Source organism: Acidovorax sp., assembly GCF_021287135.1.
Classification (GTDB): Bacteria; Pseudomonadota; Gammaproteobacteria; order Burkholderiales; family Burkholderiaceae_C; genus Acidovorax.
This window is the reverse complement of the sequence record NZ_JAJTBB010000079.1, coordinates 36,494-56,784: the sequence shown is the minus strand read 5'-3', so window position 1 is coordinate 56,784 and position 20,291 is coordinate 36,494. Positions and strand designations below refer to the sequence as shown.

The 20,291-nt window shown below is 68.6% G+C and carries 21 protein-coding genes and 1 pseudogene; 19 read left to right on the top strand and 3 right to left on the bottom strand.

Features of this window, described 5'->3' with window-relative positions; genetic code table 11:
* Both LWW96_RS18505 and LWW96_RS18500 read right to left on the bottom strand, forming a co-directional pair.
* A complete protein-coding gene (locus tag LWW96_RS18505) occupies positions 1-915 on the bottom strand; it encodes an EamA family transporter (RefSeq protein WP_291489334.1) in 915 nt (304 codons plus the stop codon).
* Positions 916-1,022: 107 nt separating this feature from the next.
* On the bottom strand, positions 1,023-1,934 hold the full coding sequence (locus LWW96_RS18500; RefSeq protein ID WP_291489333.1) for a LysR family transcriptional regulator: 912 nt from the start codon (positions 1,932-1,934) through the stop codon (positions 1,023-1,025).
* A 258-nt stretch (positions 1,935-2,192) separates the two neighbouring features.
* On the opposite strand from LWW96_RS18500, the gene LWW96_RS18495 reads away from it, so the two are divergent.
* From LWW96_RS18495 to LWW96_RS18425, 15 genes and pseudogenes are all read left to right on the top strand, one after another.
* On the top strand, positions 2,193-3,104 hold the full coding sequence (locus tag LWW96_RS18495; RefSeq protein ID WP_291489332.1) for a transporter: 912 nt from the start codon (positions 2,193-2,195) through the stop codon (positions 3,102-3,104).
* A 25-nt stretch (positions 3,105-3,129) separates the two neighbouring features.
* Positions 3,130-3,618 carry a nuclear transport factor 2 family protein gene (locus LWW96_RS18490; RefSeq protein ID WP_291489331.1) on the top strand — a complete coding sequence of 163 codons (489 nt, stop codon included), beginning with the start codon at positions 3,130-3,132 and terminating at the stop codon, positions 3,616-3,618.
* An 11-nt stretch (positions 3,619-3,629) separates the two neighbouring features.
* Positions 3,630-4,793, top strand: a complete 1,164-nt coding sequence (locus LWW96_RS18485) for a prolyl oligopeptidase family serine peptidase (RefSeq protein ID WP_291489330.1) — start codon at positions 3,630-3,632, stop codon at positions 4,791-4,793.
* 46 nt (positions 4,794-4,839) lie between these two features.
* Positions 4,840-5,781: a VOC family protein gene (locus LWW96_RS18480; protein ID WP_291489329.1), complete on the top strand. Its 942-nt coding sequence runs from the start codon at positions 4,840-4,842 to the stop codon at positions 5,779-5,781.
* A gap of 9 nt (positions 5,782-5,790) precedes the next feature.
* Positions 5,791-6,042: pseudogene (locus LWW96_RS18475) on the top strand (Rieske (2Fe-2S) protein); the annotation flags it as partial.
* Between the two features lie 99 nt (positions 6,043-6,141).
* Positions 6,142-7,275: an FAD-dependent oxidoreductase gene (locus LWW96_RS18470; protein ID WP_291489388.1), complete on the top strand. Its 1,134-nt coding sequence runs from the start codon at positions 6,142-6,144 to the stop codon at positions 7,273-7,275.
* A gap of 12 nt (positions 7,276-7,287) precedes the next feature.
* Positions 7,288-8,445: an MFS transporter gene (locus tag LWW96_RS18465; RefSeq protein WP_291489328.1), complete on the top strand. Its 1,158-nt coding sequence runs from the start codon at positions 7,288-7,290 to the stop codon at positions 8,443-8,445.
* Complete coding sequence (locus LWW96_RS18460; protein ID WP_291489327.1) at positions 8,442-9,458, top strand: tripartite tricarboxylate transporter substrate binding protein; 1,017 nt, start codon at positions 8,442-8,444, stop codon at positions 9,456-9,458. The genes LWW96_RS18465 and LWW96_RS18460 overlap by 4 nt, the downstream gene beginning before the upstream one ends.
* 16 nt (positions 9,459-9,474) lie before the next feature.
* Complete coding sequence (locus LWW96_RS18455; protein ID WP_291489326.1) at positions 9,475-10,272, top strand: cyclase family protein; 798 nt, start codon at positions 9,475-9,477, stop codon at positions 10,270-10,272.
* A gap of 15 nt (positions 10,273-10,287) precedes the next feature.
* Positions 10,288-10,872, top strand: coding sequence for a cupin domain-containing protein (locus LWW96_RS18450; RefSeq protein WP_291489325.1), 585 nt, complete (start codon positions 10,288-10,290; stop codon positions 10,870-10,872).
* Positions 10,869-11,840, top strand: a complete 972-nt coding sequence (locus LWW96_RS18445) for a tripartite tricarboxylate transporter substrate binding protein (protein WP_291489324.1) — start codon at positions 10,869-10,871, stop codon at positions 11,838-11,840. Before LWW96_RS18450 ends, LWW96_RS18445 begins: the two co-directional genes overlap by 4 nt.
* Entirely contained in the window at positions 11,837-12,583 is a 747-nt protein-coding gene (locus LWW96_RS18440; protein WP_291489323.1) for an SDR family oxidoreductase, read from the top strand. Before LWW96_RS18445 ends, LWW96_RS18440 begins: the two co-directional genes overlap by 4 nt.
* A gap of 4 nt (positions 12,584-12,587) precedes the next feature.
* Complete coding sequence (locus LWW96_RS18435; RefSeq protein ID WP_291489322.1) at positions 12,588-13,577, top strand: tripartite tricarboxylate transporter substrate binding protein; 990 nt, start codon at positions 12,588-12,590, stop codon at positions 13,575-13,577.
* Positions 13,578-13,588: 11 nt separating this feature from the next.
* Positions 13,589-14,584: a fumarylacetoacetate hydrolase family protein gene (locus tag LWW96_RS18430; RefSeq protein ID WP_291489321.1), complete on the top strand. Its 996-nt coding sequence runs from the start codon at positions 13,589-13,591 to the stop codon at positions 14,582-14,584.
* A complete protein-coding gene (locus LWW96_RS18425) occupies positions 14,584-15,567 on the top strand; it encodes an NAD-dependent epimerase/dehydratase family protein (protein ID WP_291489320.1) in 984 nt (327 codons plus the stop codon). Before LWW96_RS18430 ends, LWW96_RS18425 begins: the two co-directional genes overlap by 1 nt.
* 139 nt (positions 15,568-15,706) lie before the next feature.
* On the opposite strand, the gene LWW96_RS18420 is transcribed toward LWW96_RS18425, so the two are convergent.
* Positions 15,707-16,894 carry a saccharopine dehydrogenase NADP-binding domain-containing protein gene (locus LWW96_RS18420; protein WP_291489319.1) on the bottom strand — a complete coding sequence of 396 codons (1,188 nt, stop codon included), beginning with the start codon at positions 16,892-16,894 and terminating at the stop codon, positions 15,707-15,709.
* A 227-nt stretch (positions 16,895-17,121) separates the two neighbouring features.
* Between LWW96_RS18420 and LWW96_RS18415 the strand changes: the two genes are divergently transcribed.
* From LWW96_RS18415 to LWW96_RS18400, 4 genes are all read left to right on the top strand, one after another.
* Positions 17,122-17,619 (top strand): YiaA/YiaB family inner membrane protein, encoded by a 498-nt coding sequence (locus LWW96_RS18415; RefSeq protein ID WP_291489318.1) that lies wholly within the window; start codon positions 17,122-17,124, stop codon positions 17,617-17,619.
* Positions 17,620-17,725: 106 nt separating this feature from the next.
* The gene (locus tag LWW96_RS18410; protein WP_291489317.1) at positions 17,726-18,190 is read left to right on the top strand and encodes a hypothetical protein; all 465 of its coding nucleotides are present in this window, start codon (positions 17,726-17,728) and stop codon (positions 18,188-18,190) included.
* 137 nt (positions 18,191-18,327) lie between these two features.
* Positions 18,328-19,128, top strand: coding sequence for a DUF2145 domain-containing protein (locus LWW96_RS18405; protein ID WP_291489387.1), 801 nt, complete (start codon positions 18,328-18,330; stop codon positions 19,126-19,128).
* Between the two features lie 76 nt (positions 19,129-19,204).
* Positions 19,205-20,257 carry a zinc ribbon domain-containing protein gene (locus LWW96_RS18400; protein WP_291489316.1) on the top strand — a complete coding sequence of 351 codons (1,053 nt, stop codon included), beginning with the start codon at positions 19,205-19,207 and terminating at the stop codon, positions 20,255-20,257.
* The last annotated feature ends 34 nt before the right edge of the window (positions 20,258-20,291 follow it).

Below are 20,291 nucleotides of genomic sequence, written 5' to 3'. Positions count from 1 at the left end.
TCAAGCGGCAGGGCGCACCCGGCTCTTGAGCAGCGACCACACCGGCCCTCCGAACACATTCACCACCAGCCCGGCCATCAACAGCCCGGCGCCCGCAAAGTGCACCGGCTGCAGCGCCTCGCCAAACACCAGCCAGCCCGTCGTCAGCCCCACCACCGGCACCAGCAGGGTGAAGGGCGCCACGCGGTTCACGGGGTAGCGCGACATGAGGTAGGTCCACAGGCCAAAGCCCAGCAGCGTGGAGATCCATGCGATGTACGCCACCGCGGCCATGGAACGCAGCGACAGGTGTTGTACAGCAGACAGCACAGCACCCGGGCCGTCGATCCACAGCGAGAGCGCCACGAAGGGCAGGGGCGCCACCAGGCTTGACCACACGATGAACGCAAACTGGTTCATGGGCCCGTACCGGCCCACGGCGCGGGTCACGATGTTCCCGCAGCCCCACATCGCAGCGGCGGCCACGGTGAGCGCAAAGCCTGCCAGCGGCATGGAGGCCCCGTGCGCGCTGCCGATCAGCACCAGCCCCGCAGCCGCCAGCACCAGGCCCGCCACCTGGTTGCCGTGCCACGGCTCGCGTAGCCACCAAGCCGCCAGCAGCAGCGTGAAGAACGATTGCGCCTGCAGCACCAGCGAGGCCAGGCCCGAGGGCATGCCGATGTGGATGGCCGTGAACAGCAGCGCAAACTGGCCCACGGCCATCGTCATGCCGTAGAGCGCATACAGCCGAAACGGCACCTTGGGCGGCCGCACGAACAGCAGCGCCGGAAAGGCCGCCAGCAGATACCGCAGCGCACCCAGCAGCATGGGCGGAACATCGGCCACACCGACCTTGATGACGGCGAAGTTCACGCCCCAGACCAGGATGACGAGCAGGGCCAGGGCAAGGTCGCGGGGGCGCAGAGGCGAGGGCATGGTGTTGCGGAAGGGACCGTGGATGGGGACCGATTGTGGATTGCGCACCCCGGTGGTGACGGTGGCGTTAGGCCAGGTTTCCGGTCAAAACGGGACATTTTGCGCAGCTAGATGCGCGTTGCCACGGCCATGGCCCGCTCGCGCAGCCACTCCAGCCCCGGGTCTTTGTCGCGATGCCGGTGCCATTGCAGCTTCTGGCGCATGGGCGGAATCTCCAGGGGCGGCTCCCAGATGCGCACGGGCAGACCCAGCTGAACGGCGCGCAGGGCGATGCGTTTGTGCACCGTGGCCACACGGTGGGTGCCAACGACCAGGCTGGGCAGGGCGGCCATGGTGGGCGCCGAGATCTCGATGCGCCGCTTCACTCCGAAGCGTTCCAGAAACCAGCCGTCGAACGCCGGAATGTGCCGCGCGCCCGAATAGTCGGCCACCACATGGCCGGCGGCCAGGTAGTCGTCAAAGCCCAGGGCGTTGGTGACATGGGGGTTGCCTTCCCAGGTAACGCACAGGTAGGTTTCCTCGAACAGCGTGACGCTCGGGTGCCGGGGCGAGGCGTACTGCTCGGGAATGATGAGGATGTCGGCCCCGTATTCCTCCAGTTGCTCCACAGGCCGATTGTTCTGGGCGCGCAGGTGCAGCTGCACCCCGGGCGCTTCCTGGAACAGCTGCTCGATCAGCGGTTGCATGAGCACCGTGGTCGTGAAATCGGACACCAGCAGGATGAAGCTGCGGGTGGAGGTGCCGGGGTCGAACCTGGGCTTCTCGGCAATGGTGCTGTCGATGCGCATCAGGACCTCGCGCACGGGGTCCACCAGCCCCTCGGCACGCGGTGTCAGCACCATGGTACGGCCTTGCTGCACCAGCAGTTCATCGTCGAAATAGGTGCGCAAACGCGCCAGCGCGTTGCTGGTGGCCGGCTGGCTCAGATGCAGGCGCTCTCCGGCGCGGCTGATGCTGCGCTCGGTGAGCAGGGCGTCCAGTGCCACGAGCAGGTTCAGGTCCAGTTTGTTGAAGCGCATGGGCGGGGCATCGGTGAAGGCTTCTTACTGAGCGCCCCGCCAAGTACGGCAGGCGGCTGCGGAGCCCTTGATCTATTCATGGGATCAATACTGCAAATGGAATCAATCCATTTGATCTAAGTTAAGGCCGATCTTAATCTCGCTCCCGTCCTGCCACTTGGCAGACCCCGATGAGGGCTCCCCGTGCTACCGGGGGCCCTGTCGAGCAAAGCAAAAAAACGCCCAGCCTGGCTGGTTGCGTAGAACAAGGAGACAACGATGAAGACGGAATTTTCCCGCGCCGCGCAGGCTGCGGGCTGCATGTTGCTGAGCCTGCTGGGCGCCTCCGGTGCCCAGGCTTTCGAAGGGGGCGTGTCGCCCTTCCCGGTCGGTTCCACCGGGGAATACGTGGCCGGTTTGCCCCCCATTCCCGGGTTGTTTTTGCTGGAGCAGGTGCACCACACGTCGTCCAGCGGTCTCTATGACAACCACGGCGACAAGCGCCCCATCCCGTTCAAGATGAGCGCGACCTCGGCCACCACGCGGCTGCTGGCGGCCTACGACACGACGGTGCTGGGCGCTCGCCTGTATTCGCAGCTGGTGATTCCGGCCGTCTCATTGCGCACCGACGTTGCCGGCCACAGCGAACGGCACAACGGGGTGGCCAACCTCACCGTCACGCCCGCCGTGCTGCGCTGGAGCCTGACGGACAGCGCCTATGCCGTGGCGGGCCTGGATATCGCATTGCCCAACGGCTCTTACGACCCGCACCGGCCCAGCGTCTCCACCGGCTACACCTCCATCCAGCCGGTACTTGCGTTCCGCCACAACGATCCGAGCGGACTGGATGTCGGCTTCATCAACCGTCTGATGGTGAACCGTGAAAACAGCACCACCCACTACCGCTCGGGCAATGGCTATGCGGGCGAATTCACGGCCGGCTGGAACGCCGGCCCGTGGAAGTTCGGCATGGTGGGCTCCTACCTCAACCAGTTCACCGACGACCGGCAGGGCGGCGCCACCCTGCAGGGTAACCGCGCCCGCAGCTTTGCCCTGGGGCCCTCGCTCAACTACAACGCCGGCCCCTTCAGCGTGAGCCTGAACTACCAGCGCGGCGTGTATGCGGCCAACACCACCAAGAACAACATCCTGGGCATCGGGATCGCCATTCCGCTTTGGATCAAGCACTGACTTCGCACATTCCGCACGGCACACCATGACCAAGAAATCCCTGATTGCGTCCCCGCTGCTTGCCGCCTGCGCGTTGGCCCATGCGGCCACGCCCGCCGAGCCACAGGCGGTGTTCGAGCGCTACGTGCAGGCCGTGCACGCGGCCGACATGGCGGCCGTGCGCGCGTTGATCGCCCCGGATGTCGAGCGGTCGGACTATCCGGCCTGCACCGCGCAAATGGACAACGCGGCGTGCCTGGCGTTCTACATCGACCAGACCGTGGTGCAGCCGCGCGCCCGGCTCACGGTGCTTTCGGTCGAGGCGGGCGCCAGCGAGTTGTCCGCCCGGCTGGAGGTGCGCAGCCCGCTGTACGACAAGGCAGGCGTGGAGCGCATCGTCGGCAGCGATGTGCTGCGCATCGAAGGGGGCCGGATCCGCGCCTTCCGCTTTGTGCCGGATTTCACGGACGCTGCCACGGCCCGCTTCTTCGCCAGCATCGGCATCACGCCGCGCCCCCGCAGTTCCCAACCCTGAGTTTGAATGAGATGTTCAAGTATTTCCCCACCAACTACGTTTGGAACCTGTCCGTCGATCTCGCCATTGAAATGGGCGCGCGCATCGGCGAAATCGAGGAGATGTGCGCCCCCCTGCAAGAGGCCGCCAAGGCCCCGGATGCTGCCGGCACGCAGGCCTTTCGCGACACCTGGGTGCGCATGGCCGACAAGCTCTGCGGGCTGGCCGAAGAAGACGAAGCCCGGGGGCGCATGCTTTCGGCGGGTGAGAAATACCGGCGCGCTTCGGGCTACCTGATCACGGCCGAGCGGCTGCAGGCGCACAACGCCCCGGGACGCCTGGCGATCTACCGCCGTGAACTGGAGCTGTTCCTCAAAGGCTCGGCCCTGCTGGGCGATCCGGTAGAACGCGTGGAAATTCCGTACGAGGGCACCCACCTGTCCGCCCTGTACTACCCCGCCAAAGGGCTCCAGCCGGGCGAGCGGGCGCCGATTCTGGTGCAGCTCAACGGCCTGGACTCCACCAAGGAAATGAAGCACCTGGTCGGCTTGCCTGTGTGGCTCGCCCAGCGCGGCGTGTCCTCCCTGGTGGTGGACCAGCCGGGCACCGGCGAGGCGCTGCGCCTGCAGGGGCTCACGGCGCGGTACGACACCGAACACTGGGCCAGCCGTGTGGTGGACTGGCTGGAGCAACACCCCGCCGTGGACCCGAAGCGCATCGGCTGCGAAGGTGTGTCCCTGGGCGGCTACTACTGCCCGCGCAGCGTGGCGATGGAGCCGCGCTTTGCCTGCGGCGTGGCCTGGGGCGCGAACCACGACTGGCGCGACGTGCAGGAACGCCGGTTGCAGAAAGAGGGTGACTTTCCGGTGCCGCACTACTGGGCCCATGTGTGCTGGGTGTGGGGCGCCAAGGACATCGACGACTTCATGCGGATCGCCCAGAACGTGCACCTGGATGGCGTGGTCGAGAAGATCCGTGTGCCGTTCCTGGTGACGCATGGCGAGCACGATTCGCAGATCCCGCTCAAGTGGGCGCACCGCACCTACGAGCAGTTGGTCAACAGCCCGCGCCGCGAACTCAAGGTATTCACCGACCGCGAAGGCGGCTCGCAGCACGCGAGCTTCGACAACAGCATCAATGCGGGCCACTACATCGCAGACTGGGTGGCAGAAGTCCTGGGCGGACACACCGCCTGAAGCGCTGGAAGCCCAACCGCACCACCGACAACACAAAGGACAAGAGATGAACATCATTGGACCCGACGCGCTGGTTTTTGGCGTGGACGACATCGCCGCCTGCGCGCAGTACCTGACGGACTACGGGCTGACCCCGGTCGGGGTGACGGCACAAGGCGGGCGCTTCGAAGCCCTGGACGGCACGGCCGTGGAGATCCGCGCCCAGGACGATCCGGCGCTGCCGCCCCCGCTGGGCACGGCCAGCCTGCTGCGCGAGACCGTGTACGGCGTGGCCGACACGGCCACGCTCGACGCCATCGAGGCCGAACTGGCCCGCGACCGCGCGGTGGTGCGCCAGGGCGGCGTGCTGCGCACCACGGACGACCTGGGCTTTGCCCTCGCGTTCCAGGTCACCGTGCGCAAGCCGCTTTCGTTGCCTGCGGAGCCCGTCAACGCCCCTGGGGCCGCGCCGCAGCGGGCGCCCAACGCGCTGGGCCTGTCACCCGACATGCTGGCGCGCCCCCGCTCGCTGTCGCATGTCGTGTACTTCGTGCCGGACACGGCCAAGGCCGAGGCGTTTTACGCCCGCCTGGGTTTTGTCTGCACAGACCGTTTCACCGGTGTCGGCCCCTTCCTGCGCCCTGCGGGCACGCAAGACCACCACACGCTGTTCATGATCCAGACGCCCCCGTTCATGAAAGGCTGCGAGCATTTCACCTTCCACATGGGCGGCCCCACCGACGTGCTGCTGGCCGGCACCCGCTTCGCGGAAAAGGGCTACCAGAGCTTCTGGGGACCGGGGCGGCACAAGTTCGGCAGCAACTGGTTCTGGTACTTCAACTCGCCCCTGGGCTGCCACGTCGAATACGACGCGGACATGGACCTTCACGACGACAACTGGGCACCGCGCGAGGTCCCGATGAGCGCCGATGCCTCTCAGCTGTTCCTGTTCCAGCATCGCGAGAAGTGGGCGCCCTCCGGCCCCGCCCCCACGCAGGCACCCCGTTGAACGCGCACCATGAAGCTCTGCCACTGGAGCGACCTGCCCGACGGCGAATCGCGGGGCTTTGACCCCGCAGGCCACGGCCAGGACACGGTCATCGTCGTGCGGCAGGGCCCGCGGTTGCATGCCTATGCCAACGCCTGTCCTCACCATGGCGTTCCGATGGCATGGCGCAAGGACCGGTACTTGAACGCGGCCGGTGACCGCATCGTCTGCGCGGCCCATGGCGCGCTGTTCGACATCGCCACCGGGGTGTGCACCCTGGGGCCGTGCCTGGGCGATGCGCTCACCCCCGTGCCGCTGGTCCTGCAAGCCGATGGCGAGGTCCATCTGGCGAACCCAAAAAATGAACAAGGAGACAAACCCATGAGCCTTTCTTCCCACCGCATCCTGGTCATCGGCGGCGGCTTTTCCGGCATGGCCGCGGCCATTGAACTGCGCAAGCAGGGCGCCCAGGTGGACATCGTCGAGATCGATCCCGGCTGGCGCAGCTATGGCGCCGGCATCAGCCTGGGCGGCGCCACGCTGCGGGCGCTGCGGCGCCTTGGTGTTCTGGAAGCCTTTCTGGCGCAAGGCAACGCCTCGGACGGCGTGAACCTGCACCTGCCCCATGGCCCCCTGGTGGCGACGCTGCCCACCCCGCGCCTGGCGGGCGGCGATGTGCCGGGCGGCGGCGCCATCCTGCGCCCGGTGCTGGCCCGCATCCTGGCCGAGGCCACCCGCGCGGCGGGTGCCCATGTGCGCCTGGGCTGCACCTTCTCGGCCATCGACCAGGAGGCCGACGGGGTGCAGGTGACTTTCACCGACGGCCAGCGCCAGCGCTATGACCTGGTGATCGGCGCGGACGGGCTCTACTCCAAGGTGCGCGAGACCGTGTTTGAAAACGCGCCCCGGCCGCGCTACAGCGGCCAGGCGGTGTGGCGCGCCGTGCTGCCCCGGCCACCGGAGATCGAAACGGCCACGATGTGGCTGGGCCCCCGGATCAAACCCGGCGTGAACCCGGTCTCCAAGACCGAGATGTACCTCTTCGTCACCGAGCCGCGCCCCACCAACGACCATGTGGATCCCGCAACGTTCGTGGACACCCTGCGCGCGCTGCTGGACGGCTTTGCCGCGCCCACACTCCAGGCCATCCGCAGCCAGATCGGCCCCGACTCCCAGATCGTGTACCGCCCGCTGGAAGGGCTGCTCATGCCCCGTCCCTGGTCCCGCGGCCGGGTGGCGCTGATTGGCGACACGGTGCATGCCACCACGCCCCACCTGGCATCGGGCGCGTGCATCGGCATCGAGGACGCGCTGGTGCTGGCCGATGAGCTGGCGCAGGCTGGGGGCGACGTGCCGGCCGCATTGGCGGCCTTTGAAAACCGCCGCTGGGAGCGCTGCCGCATGGTGGTGGAGAACTCGGCGCGCCTGGGCGAGATCGAGATCGAAGGCGGCGACAAGGAAGAGCACTCGCGCATCATGCGAGAGTCCCTCGTGGCGCTGGCCGAGCCCATCTGAAGCGAGGCCGCCATGATCACAACCAATTCGCTGCGGGGCCGCGTGGCCCTGATGGTGGGCCACTGCGCGGGCATGGTCGACCTGGTCGCGTTGCCGGTGTGGGTGGGCACGCTGATCTCGGTGTACCGCTTCGACCCGCAGCAGGCGGGCCTGCTGGCCACCTTGTTCCTGGCTGGGGCGGTTGCGGCCAGCCTGGTGCTGGCGCCGTTCTTCCAGCTGCTGCGCGGGCGCAGCGTGGCTACCGTGGGGTTTGCTTGCGCCGCCGTGGCGTTTGCCGCGGCTTCCACCACGCACCAGTTCGCGTTGCTGGCGTTGTTGCACGCCGTTGCCGGGGTGGCGGCGGGTGCGGCCCTGAGCGTGACGCACGGCACCATCGCCCGCAGCCAGAACCCCCACCGCATGTTCGCCCTGGTGGGCATGGCGCTGGGCGTGTTTGCCATCGTGTTCCTCGGCGGCACACCGGTGCTGGTGGCGCAGCAGGGCGGGCCGGTGCTGTTCCAGGTGTTTGCCGGTGTCATGGCCGTGGGCGCGGTGGCTGCGGCAGTGGCGTTTCCCGCACCTGACACCGCCGGTGCGGAGCTTTCCCGGGCGCATGCAGCGCCGCTGCCCGCAGCCGTCTGGTGGGGCGTGGCAGGCATTGCGGCCCTGGGGTTGGTGCAATCCATGACCTTCAGCTTTCTGGAGCGCGTGGGCAGCGACCGGGGCTACGGGCTGCAGGCCGTCACTGGCGTGCTCATCGCGCTGGGTGTGGTCAACCTCTTCCCTGCGGCGCTGGCCGCCGTGCTGGAAAAGCGCTGGGCGGCCCGCAACGTGCTGTTGGCGGGGCCCGCCCTGCAAGCCTTGCTGGTGGTGGTGATCATGAACTCGCCCGTGTTCGCGCCTTATGCCGCTGCGGCGGCCGTGTTTGCCGCGGTGATGATCTTCACGCACACCTTCGCCTTCGGTGTGCTGGCGCGGCTGGACCCCAGCGGCCGGGCGCTGGCTGCCACCCCGGCCATGCTCATGTTCGGCGCGGCCATTGGCCCCATTCTGGGCGGCACACTGGTCAAGGTCTGGGGCTATGGCAGCCTGGGCGTCGCCGCCCTGGCGATCGACGCGGTGGCGGTCTATGCATTTGCGCGCATTCACCGCGCTCCAGGCACCGTTGCCGCAGTGAAGGGCATGGCATGAGCCGTCTTGCTTCCTTCGTGCAGGCGCAGCCCCGGCTCAGCCGTCGCGCCTGCCTGGTGGCGGCTGCAGCGGGCATGGCTGCGCCGTGGGTCCGAGCGCAGTCGGGCCGGCACATCAGCTTCATCGTGCCCCAGCCTGCCGGCAACCCCAGCGACGTGTTTGCGCGCAAGCTCCAGACGCTGATGCAGCGGGAGCTGGGCCAAACCATCGTCATCGAGAACCTGCCGGGCGCTGGTGGCTCCATCGGTGTGCAGCGCATGCTGAACGCGCCTGCCGATGGTGCGACGGTGGTGGTGGTCTCGCAGACCGAGCCCATCCTTACCCCTTTGTCGCTGGCCAGCGCCCGGTACAAGCCCGAGCAGATGCGCCCCATCGGCACGCTGGGGCGCACCAGCTACGTGCTGGCAGGCCGGTCCGACATGCCAGCAACCAGCCACGCGCAGTTGCTGGACATGGCGCGGCAAGCGGCTGCTGCAAGCAAGCCGCTGACCTTCGGGCACATCGGGCAAGGCTCGATGATCCACCTCATGGGCACCCAGTGGGCGCGCCTGTGCGGCGTGCCGCTGGTGCATGTGCCGTACCGGGGTGTACCGCCCGTGGTGCAGGACCTCATGGGCAATCAGATCGACCTGTCCTTTGTGCCGCTGGGCGGTGCAGCGCTGAACATGCTGGAGACGGGCAAGCTGCGCGCCTTCGGCAGCACGGCCGCCAAGGCGCCTTCGCTGCTGCCGCACGTCGCGCCTTTGAGCCAGCAGTCCGCGGCGCTCAAAGGCTTTGAATACACCGCCTGGGGCGCGCTGCTGGTGGCGCGCAGTACCCCCGATGCGGCGGTGCATCGCCTGTACCAGGCCTTCGGCGTGGCCCTGCGCGACCCCGAGGTGCAGAGCTTTCTGCGCGCCAACGGCACCGAACCCCAGGAACCGCTGTCGCTGGACTCCCTGGAAAAGTTCTACCAATCCGAAATCCAGATCCACCAGGCCCTCGCCCGCACCGTGGGTGTGGTGCCCGAGTGAGCTTTGTACCCCTGCCATGACCAAACCCCAACGCCGCTTCGTGGACCTTTCCATCTACCTGGAAAACGATGTCCTCTCCGACCCGCCACCCCTGGCGCCCAAGATCACTTACCAGAAGCACGCCGACACGCTGCCCGAGTTCATGGCCATGATCCCCGGCACGCAGCCGGATGATTACCCCGACGGCGAAGCCGCGGCGGCCGAGTGGGTCACGCTGACCACGCACAACGGCACCCATCTGGACGCGCCCTGGCATTTCCACTCCACGCAGGACGCCAAGAACGGCGGCGCCCGCCCCTCCATCACCATCGACGAGGTGCCGCTGGAATGGTGCTTTCAGCCGGGGGTGAAGCTGGACTTCCGCCACCTGCCCGATGGCTATGTCGCCACCGCTGCCGACGTGGAGGCCGAGCTCGCCCGCATCGGCCACACGCTGCAGCCGCTCGACATCGTGGTGGTCAACACCCGCGCCGGCTCGCGCTACGGGCACAAGGATTACCTGGGCGCTGGTTGCGGCATGGGCTACGAGGCCACCATGTACCTGCTGGAGCGCGGCGTGCGCCTGACCGGCACCGACGCCTGGAGCTGGGATGCACCGTTTTCATACACCGCCCAGCGCGTGGCCGAGACCGGCAACAAAGCCCTGATCTGGGAGGGCCACAAGGCCGGCCGCGACATCGGCTACTGCCACCTGGAAAAGCTGCACAACCTGGAGGCGCTGCCGCCCACGGGTTTCACGATCAGCTGCTTCCCCCACAAGATCCGCGGCGCCTCGGCAGGCTGGACGCGTGCGGTCGCCATTTTTGAAGATTGAGTGAGGAGTCCGTTCATGGGTTTTCCAACCATCCATCGTGTGGTCACCGGCCACAGCGCGCAAGGTCGGTCCGTGATTGCCAGCGAGGGGCCGCTGCCCACCGTGGTCGAGATCGCCGCCATCCCCGGCACGGTGTTCCACGAAGTGTGGAACACGTCCGAATCGCCTGCGGTCGTGGACAACGGCCCGGACCCGACGCTCGGCCCGCTGGTGCTGCCGCCCTCGCAGGGTGGAACGCGCTTCCGGTTTGTGGACATTCCGCCAGACACGCCGGAGTTTCTGGCCCACGGCGCTGAACGCATGCATGACGCCTTCACCCAGATCGGTGACGCTGCGGCCTCCACGGTGAAGGCCAGCTCGCCGCACCCGCTCATGCACCGCACCGAATCGGTGGATTACGGCGTAGTGATCGAGGGCGAGCTGACACTGGTGCTGGACGAGGGCGAGGTGCAACTGCGCCCGGGCAGCGTGGTGGTGCAGCGCGGCACCAACCACGCGTGGGCCAACCGTTCGGGCGCGCCGTGCCGCATGCTGTTTGTGCTGGTGGATGGGCGTTTTGATGCGTCGGTGGCCGCGCCGGCGAAGGAGCAACAACCATGAGCACGCGCCGTCAATGGCTGGGCGCTGCAGCGTCCACCGCGCTGACGCCCTGGGCGTGGGCGCAGGCTCCGTATCCCGCGCGGCCCCTGAGCTGGGTGGTGCCTTACCCGGCCGGGGGTTTTGGCGACGCGATGTCGCGCTTGCTGGTGCAGAAGCTGGGAGAGCGCATGCAGCAGGCCGTGGTCGTGGAAAACAAGCCCGGCGGTGCGGCGCAGCTGGCGGCACAGTACGTCAAGCAGCAGCCCGCCGATGGCCACACCCTGCTGTACGCAGACATCGGCCCGCTGGCCATGTACCCGGCGCTCTACGCCAAGCTGAGCTTCAGCCCCCTCAAGGACTTTGCGCCCCTCACGCGCTTGTTCAAGTCGCCGCTGGTGGTGGTCGTGCCAGCGGGCAGTCCCTTTCAGACGCTGGCCGACCTGTTGCGGGCGGCCGCTGCAGGCGACGGGCTCAACTACGGCTCTTACGGGCAGGGCAGCCAGCCCCATGTGTGGACTGAGCAGTTGCGCATCCAGACACGCTCGCGCATGACCCATGTGCCGTACCAAGGCGCAGCGCCCGCGTTGCAGGACCTGATGGCCGGGCGCCTGGACTTCATGTGCGATGTGGTGGCATCGAGCCTGCCGTTCGTGCGCGAAGGCAAGCTGCGCGCGCTGGTCAGCGTGGGCAGCGAGCAGCGCCTGCAAGTGCTGCCCCAGGTGCCCACGCTGACCGAAGCGGGGTACGCAGGCCTGGATATCCCGGGCTGGAACGGTGTGATGGTGCGCGCGGGCACGCCGGCCCCTGTGGTGGAGTTGCTGCACCGGGCCGTCGTGGCGGCACTGGAGTCGCCCGAGGTCCTGGGCCGCTACCGCCCGCTGGGCCTGGAGGCTGCGCCCCTCGCGCCCACCGCATTCGGCGAGTTCATCCAGAGCGAATCGCAACGGTGGGGCCGGGCCATTCGTCAGGCAGGGATCAAGGTCGAATGAGCCTCTTTGACCTGCGTGGCCGCACCGCCCTGGTCACTGGCGCCACCCAGGGCCTGGGCCTTGCGATTGCGCGCACCCTGGCGGACCAGGGCGCCCGGGTGGTGGTCTCCGACCGCGATTCGCTCGCTTGTGAGCAGGTGGCGGCCGCGTTGCCCAACGCCATCGGTGTCGCTGCCGACATGGCGGTGCCCGCTGAGATCGTGGCGCTGGTGGAGCGCGCCGGGTCGCTGGACATCCTGGTCTGCAACGCAGGTATCCAGGGGCCGGCCGGCCCGCTGGCCGATGCCAGCGATGCCGACTGGCAGCAGGTGTTTGACATCAACCTGCGCGCCGCTGCACGGCTGTGTGCCTTGGTGCTGCCCGGCATGGCGGCGCGGGGTGGCGGCAGCGCGGTGCTCATTGCCAGCATCGCGGGCCTGCGCGGCAACCGGTCGATTGGCCTGTACGGGCTGACCAAGGCTGCGCTCGCCCAGTTGGCGCGCAATCTGGCCGTGGAATGGGGGCCTGCAGGCGTGCGGGTCAATGCCGTGTCGCCCGGCCTGATCCGCACACCGCTGGCCGAGCGGCTCATGGCCGACGACGCATTCATGGCGCGGCGCATCCAGGCCACGCCACTGCGGCGTGCCGGAGAACCCGAGGAAGTGGCCGGTGTGGTTGCGATGCTGGCCAGCCCCGCCGGGGCCTTTGTGACAGGACACAACCTGGTGGTTGACGGCGGCACCACCATCAGCGACGGGAGTTGAAACCATGCACCGCATGCTGAACCGCAGAGCCCTGGTGGCGAGTGCCTTGGCACTGCCCCTGAGCACCTGGGCGGCCCCCTGGCCCACGCGCCCGCTGCGCATCGTGCTGCCGTTCGCGGCGGGAGGCAGCTCCGACCTGGTGGCCCGCCTGCTGGCCGACAAGCTGGGCCAGGCCCTGGGCAGCCCCGTGGTGGTGGAGTCGCGCGCCGGGGCCAACGGCATCATTGCCTCGGAGGCGGTGGCCCGCAGCACCGATGGGCACTCCCTGCTGTGGGTCAGTGCCGCCCACGCCATCAATGCCAGCCTCTACCCCCGGCTGCCGTATGACAGCCAGCGCGACTTTGCCCCCGTGGCCCTGGTGGCCAGCCCCGGGCCGATGGTCGTTGCGGTGCCTGCGGCCCTGCCAGTGCGCAGCTTGGCTGAGCTGATTGCCCTGGCACGGCGGCAGCCCGGGCAGGTCAGCTACGCATCGGCCGGGATCGGCAACGTGCTGCACCTGGCCGGCGAGATGCTGGCGCAGCAGGCCGGGGTGCAACTGCTGCACGTCCCCTACAAAGGCGCTGCGCCCGCCCTCAACGATCTGGCGGCCGGGCAGGTGAACCTGATGTTCAACAGCGCCCTGGCCGTGGCCCCGATGGTCAAGGACGGGCGTGTCCGCCTGCTGGCGCAGACCGGCGCACGGCGCTCGCCCGCCTTGCCCGCAGATCTGCCCACGGTGGCCGAAACGCCGGGCCTGGCCGGCTTTCAGGTCACCGGCTGGTTTGGTCTGCTGGCGCCTTCGGCCATGCCTGCTGACCCGGTGGGCCGGCTCCATGCCGAATGCGTGCGCATCCTGGCCCTGCCCGAGCTGCGCGAGAAGCTGGCCTTGCTGGGCAGTGCCGAAGCCCCCACCCGGAGTGCGCGCGAATTCGGCGCATTTCTGGCGGCAGAGACAGACCGCTACGCCCGCGTCATCCGGGCGGCGGGGCTGCGACTTGAAACACCTTCTTCCTGAACGGACTGACGATGCGATTTGCAACTTTGAAAGACGGCAGCCTGGACGGCCGCCTGGTGCTGGTTTCTTCCAACGGCTTGCTGGCCGTCGATGCCGCTCCCCTAGCGGCCAGCCTGCTGGCCGCTGTGCAGAACTGGGACGCGGTGGAGCCCGCCCTGCGCGAGCGCGCCGCGGCGCTGGAGGCAGGCACGGCAACCGGTATCTTCGCGTTCGACCCCGCCGCCTGCAGCGCGCCGTTGCCACGCAGCCCGCAGTGGCTGGATGCATCGGCCTTCCTCAACCACGGGCGCTTGATGGAGCGAGCGTTCAACACGCCGCCCATCCCGCACTTCGACACCATTCCGGTCATGTACCAGGGCGCCAGCGACGATTTTCTGGGCCCGCAGGACGACGTGCCGCTGCCCAGCGAGGCCGACGGCATCGACTTCGAAGGCGAGTTCGGCGTGGTCTGCGGCCCGGTGCCCATGGGGGTCACGCCCGAGGCCGCGTTGGGCTGCGTGCGGCTGGTTGTGCAGATCAATGACTGGAGCCTGCGTGCGCTGGGACCCCACGAAATGAAGACCGGCTTCGGGTTCCTGCAGGCCAAGCCCTCCACCAGCTTTGCTCCCTTGGCGGTGACTCCCGACGAGCTGGGCGATGCCTGGCAGGGCGGGCGGGTGCATCTGCGGTTGCATGTGGACTCCAACGGCCAGTGGTTTGGCCACCCCCATGGCGGCGAAATGAATTTCAGCTTTGGCCAGCTCATGGCCCACGCCGCCCGCACACGGCGGCTCACGGCGGGCACCATCATCGGTTCGGGCACGGTGTCCAACCAGGCGCGCGATGCGGGCTCCGCCTGCCTGGCCGAGCGGCGTGTGATCGAAATCCTGGACGAGGGCGCCGCCAAGACGCCCTTCATGCGCTACGGCGACACCGTGCGCATGCAGGCGCGCTGGCCCGATGGCCGTGATGGACCTTTTGGGGTGGTGCACCAGCGTGTGGTGGCTGCAGGGCAGGGGGTGCGCTGATGCACGTGCTCGTCACCGGTGCCGGCGGATTCATTGGTGCCGCCTTGGCCGAGCGGTTGCAGTCTGCCCCGCTGGTGCCCGGCGCGCCCTTGCGCCTGACGCTGGTGGATCGCGTCGGGCCCCGTGCAGCTTGCGCACCCGGCGTGCACTGGCACGTTGGTAGCTTTGCCGACCGCGCCTTGTTCGAAGCGCTGGAAGACCATCCGCCCGACTGCGTATTCCACCTGGCCAGTGTCCCGGGATCGTTGGCCGAGCGCGAGCCTGTCCTGGGTGTGCAGGCGAATTTGCTGGATACCGTGGCTTTGTGCGAGGGGCTGGCGCGCCCGGTGCGCGCAGGCCGGGCGCCGGTCCCGCGGCTGGTCTTTGCCAGCTCCGTGGCGGTATACGGCGCGCTCGGAACCCAGCCTGTCGATGAGGACCAGTGGCCGCAGCCCACACTCAGCTATGGGGCGCACAAATGGATGGCGGAGCTGCTGGTGGCCGACTACGCCCGGCGCGGTGACATCGATGGCCGCAGCCTGCGGCTGCCCGGCGTCGTGGCGCGGCCTCCGGCGGAGACGGGCCATGGTTCCGCATTCATGAGCCAGATCTTCCATGCGCTGCATGCGCGGCAGGCGTACACCTGCACCGTGTCGCCGCAGGCCACGGCGTGGTGGATGTCGCTGGAGTGCTGTCTGGACAACCTGCTGCACGCGGCGCGCCTGCCCGCGCACGGCCTGCCGGCTGCCCGGTGCTGGCAGCTCCCGGTCTTGCACTCTTCGGTGGAGGCGGTGGTGCAGGCCATGGCCCGTGCGGCGGATGCCGATGCCGCCGAATGGATCCGGTATGCGCCCGATGCGCGGGTTGAAGCGCTGTTCGGCCGCCTGCCGGCCCTGAGCACGCCGCGCGCGGAGGCTGCGGGATTTCAGAACGACGGCTCACTGCAGGCCCTGACCGCACGCGTGCTGGGCGGGCTGCAGGGCGGTGGTGGCGGTGTGAAGTAGGGGAGACAAAAAAGAGCGCGCCATGGGGCGCGCTGCGGGGCGGGTGCCGGACTGGTGGGCGGCGCCGTGCGTTGCAGCGCGCCCATGACGCGCCAGACGTTCACACCCGCCGATCCTGTCCGCCGGCGCTACGGGGCCTTCACGGCGTCTCCACCGCGAAGTCCAGGCCCGCATTCGCCTGCAGCCGCGCGATCAAGCGGTCGCCCATCGCAGGCGCCGTGGTCCAGATGCCGCCGGGCGTGTCCGTGGCTTCCTGCAGCAGGCACAGGGCGGCCTCGGTGATCATCTTGGAGGTGGAGCCATAGCCAGGGTCGCGGTCGCCCTTCACGCCCACGCGCAGCGTGTGGCCGTCCGCGTCCGTGCCGAGAAAGAGCACGTCGTAGAAACCCGCTTCGCGCTCTGCGCGGGAGGGGCCTTCGCCGGGCTTGGGGCCCTTGTCGGAGCCCAGGGATTTGTCGCCCGCTACGGCGTTGGCCATCGCCTCGCCTTTTTCGCCGGTGCCGGTGACCAGCATCTCGTCGTAGACGAAGTCCGCGCCGTAGGCGTGCTGCAGCAAGAAGTTGGAGCGGTGCACGTTGCGCGTGTTGATGGCGGCCATGACAAACGGGGCCACCCAGATTCCATCGCCCAGCGCCTCGTCCACCATGGGCTTGTTGCCCGAGGGCTGGCGCGGCCCCTCGAAGCCGGGCGTGAGCGAGAACGGGTTCTTGAGCAGGTCCAGCACGCCGGGCTGGCTGGCAGCGGCCGCCATGGTGGCCTTCAGGCTGGCAGCGGTGCCGCCGGAGAAGGTGCCCTTCATCTTGCGCACCCGGCCGCGCACGCGCGGGGCAGGGTGGCCGAAGCGGTGGCGGAACTCCTTTTGCAGCAGGAACACGCCCAGGTCGAAGGGGATGGAGTCGAAGCCGCACGAGAACACGATGCGCGCGCCGCTGGCCTGGGCCGCGGCTTCGTGCGCGTCGATCATCTGGCGCATCCAGGCGGGTTCGCCGCACAGGTCCACATAGTCCACGCCGTTCTGGGCGCAGGCGGCCACCAGTTCGTTGCCGTAGAGCTGGTACGGGCCCACGGTGGTGAGCACCAGGCGGGTGGCGTCCATCAGCGCCTGCAGGCTGGCGGGGTTGCTGGTGTCGGTCACCACCAGCGGGGTGTCTGCCGGTGCGCCCAGTTCGTCGCGCACGGCGGCCAGCTTGTCGGCGTTGCGCCCGCCCATGGCCCAGTGCACGCCGCTGCCGGCGGGGTAGCGCTGCAGCAGGTATTCCACCACCAGCCGGCCGGTGAAGCCGGTGGCGCCGTGGACGACGAGGTCAAAGGGTTTGGACGGGTTCATGGCGGGCGGTCTCCGGGCAAAACGCAAGGGGGAAAGCGGTGGATTGTGAAAGACAACCGGGGACCGGCGTGTCACCAACGCGCAGCAGGTCCGGCGGCTCAAAAGTATCGCCCGACGATACCAAGGAGCCGGGCAGCAGCCACTGGTGCTGCCGGATGGCTTGCCGCGGCGGGCTGGCCGGCACCATGCGCTCCGTGTTCAACAACGGCCTTGCGGCCCCCACTGGCATGTCCCACCCCGCTCCCTTTCTCGTGCAGCGTGATACCCGCGCCTGGCAATGGCAGGTCTGGATTTCGTTCGGCATGGCCGTGTTTCTGTGCGCCACAGGTTTGGCCTGGCTGCCGGGTGCGCAGCTGGAGCAGGCGTTCATGGTGATGGGCTATGTGTTCTGCCTCTCGGCCGCCTTCGTGCTGGCAAAGTTCGTGCGCGACAGCGAAAGTGCGGCGCGCCGCGGAGGTGGCGACACGCCCCTGTGGAAGCTGGTGGTGTGGGGCGGCTTCGCCGTGGCCATGGGCCTGACGGGCTGGGGGCTGATGGGCATGGAGATCAACGTGACCTACAAGGCCTTTCTGGGCGTGAGCTGGCTGTACCTGATCACCACCGCGTTCACGCTGGCCAAGATGCTGCGCGACCGCCACGAGGCCGACCTGTTGCAAGCCCGCCTGCAGGGGCGGCGCGAGGCCGTGGCCAGCGCCGGTGCTACGTCTGGTAACAACAGCCTGTGAGATTCCGGTCTGCGGCCCCGTGCGAATGGGGGATGCTCGCAGGTTGCCTTGAAAAAAAGAGAACGATGCCGTGCCCCGCGCGCGGCACCACCCAAAGGAGTGAACCATGAAGAACCTCATCCAAATCCCCAGGATCCTGGGTCTGGCGCTCGCCGCCGGCCTGCTGTGCGGCGTGGCTGCCTTGCCTGCCCGGGCGCAGAGCGAGGCCTCGGCCGCGGTGTCCATGCTGCCCGTGGCCTCGGTGGTGGGCGCGGCGTCGGTGGCGGGGGCCGCCGCTGGTGCCGTGGCGACCGTGCCGGTGGCGCTGTCGGTGGGCGGCGCGGCGCTGACGGTCAAGGCCGTCGAAGCCTCGGCCGTGGGCACGGTGTACCTGCTGGAGCGCGCGTCCGACGGCGCCCAGGCCAGCGTGGAGGTGGTCGGCCGCGGGGTGGGCGCTTCGGCCTACGCCGTGGGGACGGTCGTGACCTGCAGTGTGATCGGCACGGGCGTGGTGCTGTCCGTGGCGGGCGAGGCGATTGCCTTCATCCCCAACGCCATCGGCCGCGCGCTGCTGCACAACGAACGTCTGTAAATATGCAATACAACCCTTTGCGCCGCTGCGCGGCTTTCCCCTTTTCTCCACGCGCTGCGCGCTGCGGCAAGGGCGAAGATGCCCTCGCTGCGGGGCAGCCCTTGCTTGGCATCCCTCACTGGGTTCGCGCCCCTTGGATGGGCTGCGGGTTTGCGACGCTGGCGGTCGCCGCAGCGTTGGCATCGGCCCCAGCCCATGCGGGCCGATCGTGCGAGGCGAAAAAGCCCACGCCCCAGGTCATCGAGCGCGGCATGGCGTTGGCCGCGCAGACCTCGGCGGCGCTGGATGCGGAGCACGCGAAATCGGGCGCGCAAGTGGTGGCGCTGGCCCGCGCGGGGCAAGACCTCTCCAAGTACGGCCTGCGCTACTCGCACTTCGGCTGGGCCTACAAGACGCCCGAGGGCCCGTGGCGCGTGGCGCACAAGCTCAACGAATGCGGCACCGCCGTGGGTTCCCTGTACCGGCAGGGGCTGGGCGAGTTCTTTCTGGACGACCTGTGGCGCTACGAGGCTGTGTACGCCGTGCCCGCGCCCGAGGTGCAGCAGCGCCTGCTGGCCGTGCTGCAGGACAGGGACCGCACCCGTGCGCTGCAGCACGCGCCGTACAGCATGGTCAGCTATGCCTGGGGGCGCAAGTACCAGCAGTCCAACCAGTGGGCGCTGGAAACCCTGGCCCTGGCCATGGAGCCCGCCACCGTGCGCACGCGCGAGCAGGCCCAGGCGTGGCTGCAGTTCAAGGGGTACGAGCCGACCCCGCTCAAGCTCGGGCCGCTCACGCGCATGGGCGGGCGGGTGACCGCGGCCAACATCGCGTTTGACGACCATCCCAACGAGAAGCGCTTTTCGGACCGCATCGAGACCGTGACCGTGGACTCCGTGCTGGCGTGGATGCAGCGCGTGCAGTTGGCGGCGGCCCCCGTGGTGGTGCCAAAAAATTGAGCAAAATGGCCTCTAGCGCTTGATGGATAAGCGCTGGAAGCTATCAAAAATATAGCATTTCTGCAAGGCTGGTGCCATGAGCAAATCCCTGCGACTTTCGGAAAAGTGGTTCCGCCGCGGTCTGTGGCTGGTGGCGGTGGTGTTTGCCAGCTTCCTGATCGGGCTCGGCGGCACCATCGTGGGCGACCTGCCCAAGGTGGAGACGCCGCTGCGCCTGGACGACTTCCTGGACAAGGCCGCCTCCACCCAGCTGCGCGCCCAGGCCAAGGATTTGCGCCAGGCCGAGCAGGACGCGCAAACGGCGCTGGAGCAGGCCCAGTTGCAGCGCAGCAAGGCCCGCAGCGAAAGCCAGGCCGAGCGCGAGACCTTCAACAACTGGCTGGCCGCGCGCAGCGTGACGCAGCGCGCCGAGCACGACCCCGAAGTGCTGGCGCGCACCCAGGCGCTGGACCAGCTCAAGCAGGCCGAGCGCCGCGCCCAGCAGGCCGTGGAGGCGCAGCAGCAAGCCGCGCTGGACGCCCGCCAGGCGGCTGCAGCCACGCAGGCCCGCCTGAGCGAGATGGAGGCCCAGGGCTACGAAAAGATGGCGGCCGAGCGGCGCAAGGTCGAACTGCGCGTGTTCCTGTACCGCCTGGCGCTCACGCTGCCGCTGCTGGTGGTGGCCGGCTGGCTGTTTGCCAAGAAGCGCAAGGGCACGTACTGGCCCTTCGTGTGGGGCTTCATCTTCTTCGCGCTGTTTGCCTTCTTCGTGGAGCTGGTGCCCTACCTGCCCAGCTACGGCGGCTATGTGCGCTACGTGGTGGGCCTTGCCGTGACGGCGCTGGTGGGCCGCTACGCCATCCTGGCGCTCCACCGCTACCTGGAGCGCCAGAAGCAGGCCGAGGCGCTGCCCGACCAGCAGCGCCGCAAGGAGCTGGGCTACGACGTGGCCCTGGCGCGGCTGGCCAAGAACGTGTGCCCCGGATGCGAGCGGCCGGTGGACCTGAAGAACGAATCCATCGACTTTTGCCCCCACTGCGGCATTGGCCTGTTCGACCATTGCGGCCAGTGCAACACCCGCAAGAGTGCCTTTGCCCGGTTCTGCCACGCCTGTGGCGCGAGCGTCGGGGTGAAGCTGGCGCGCGAATGACGCCCCGGGCTGCCGGCCGCGGGGGCGGCGGCTG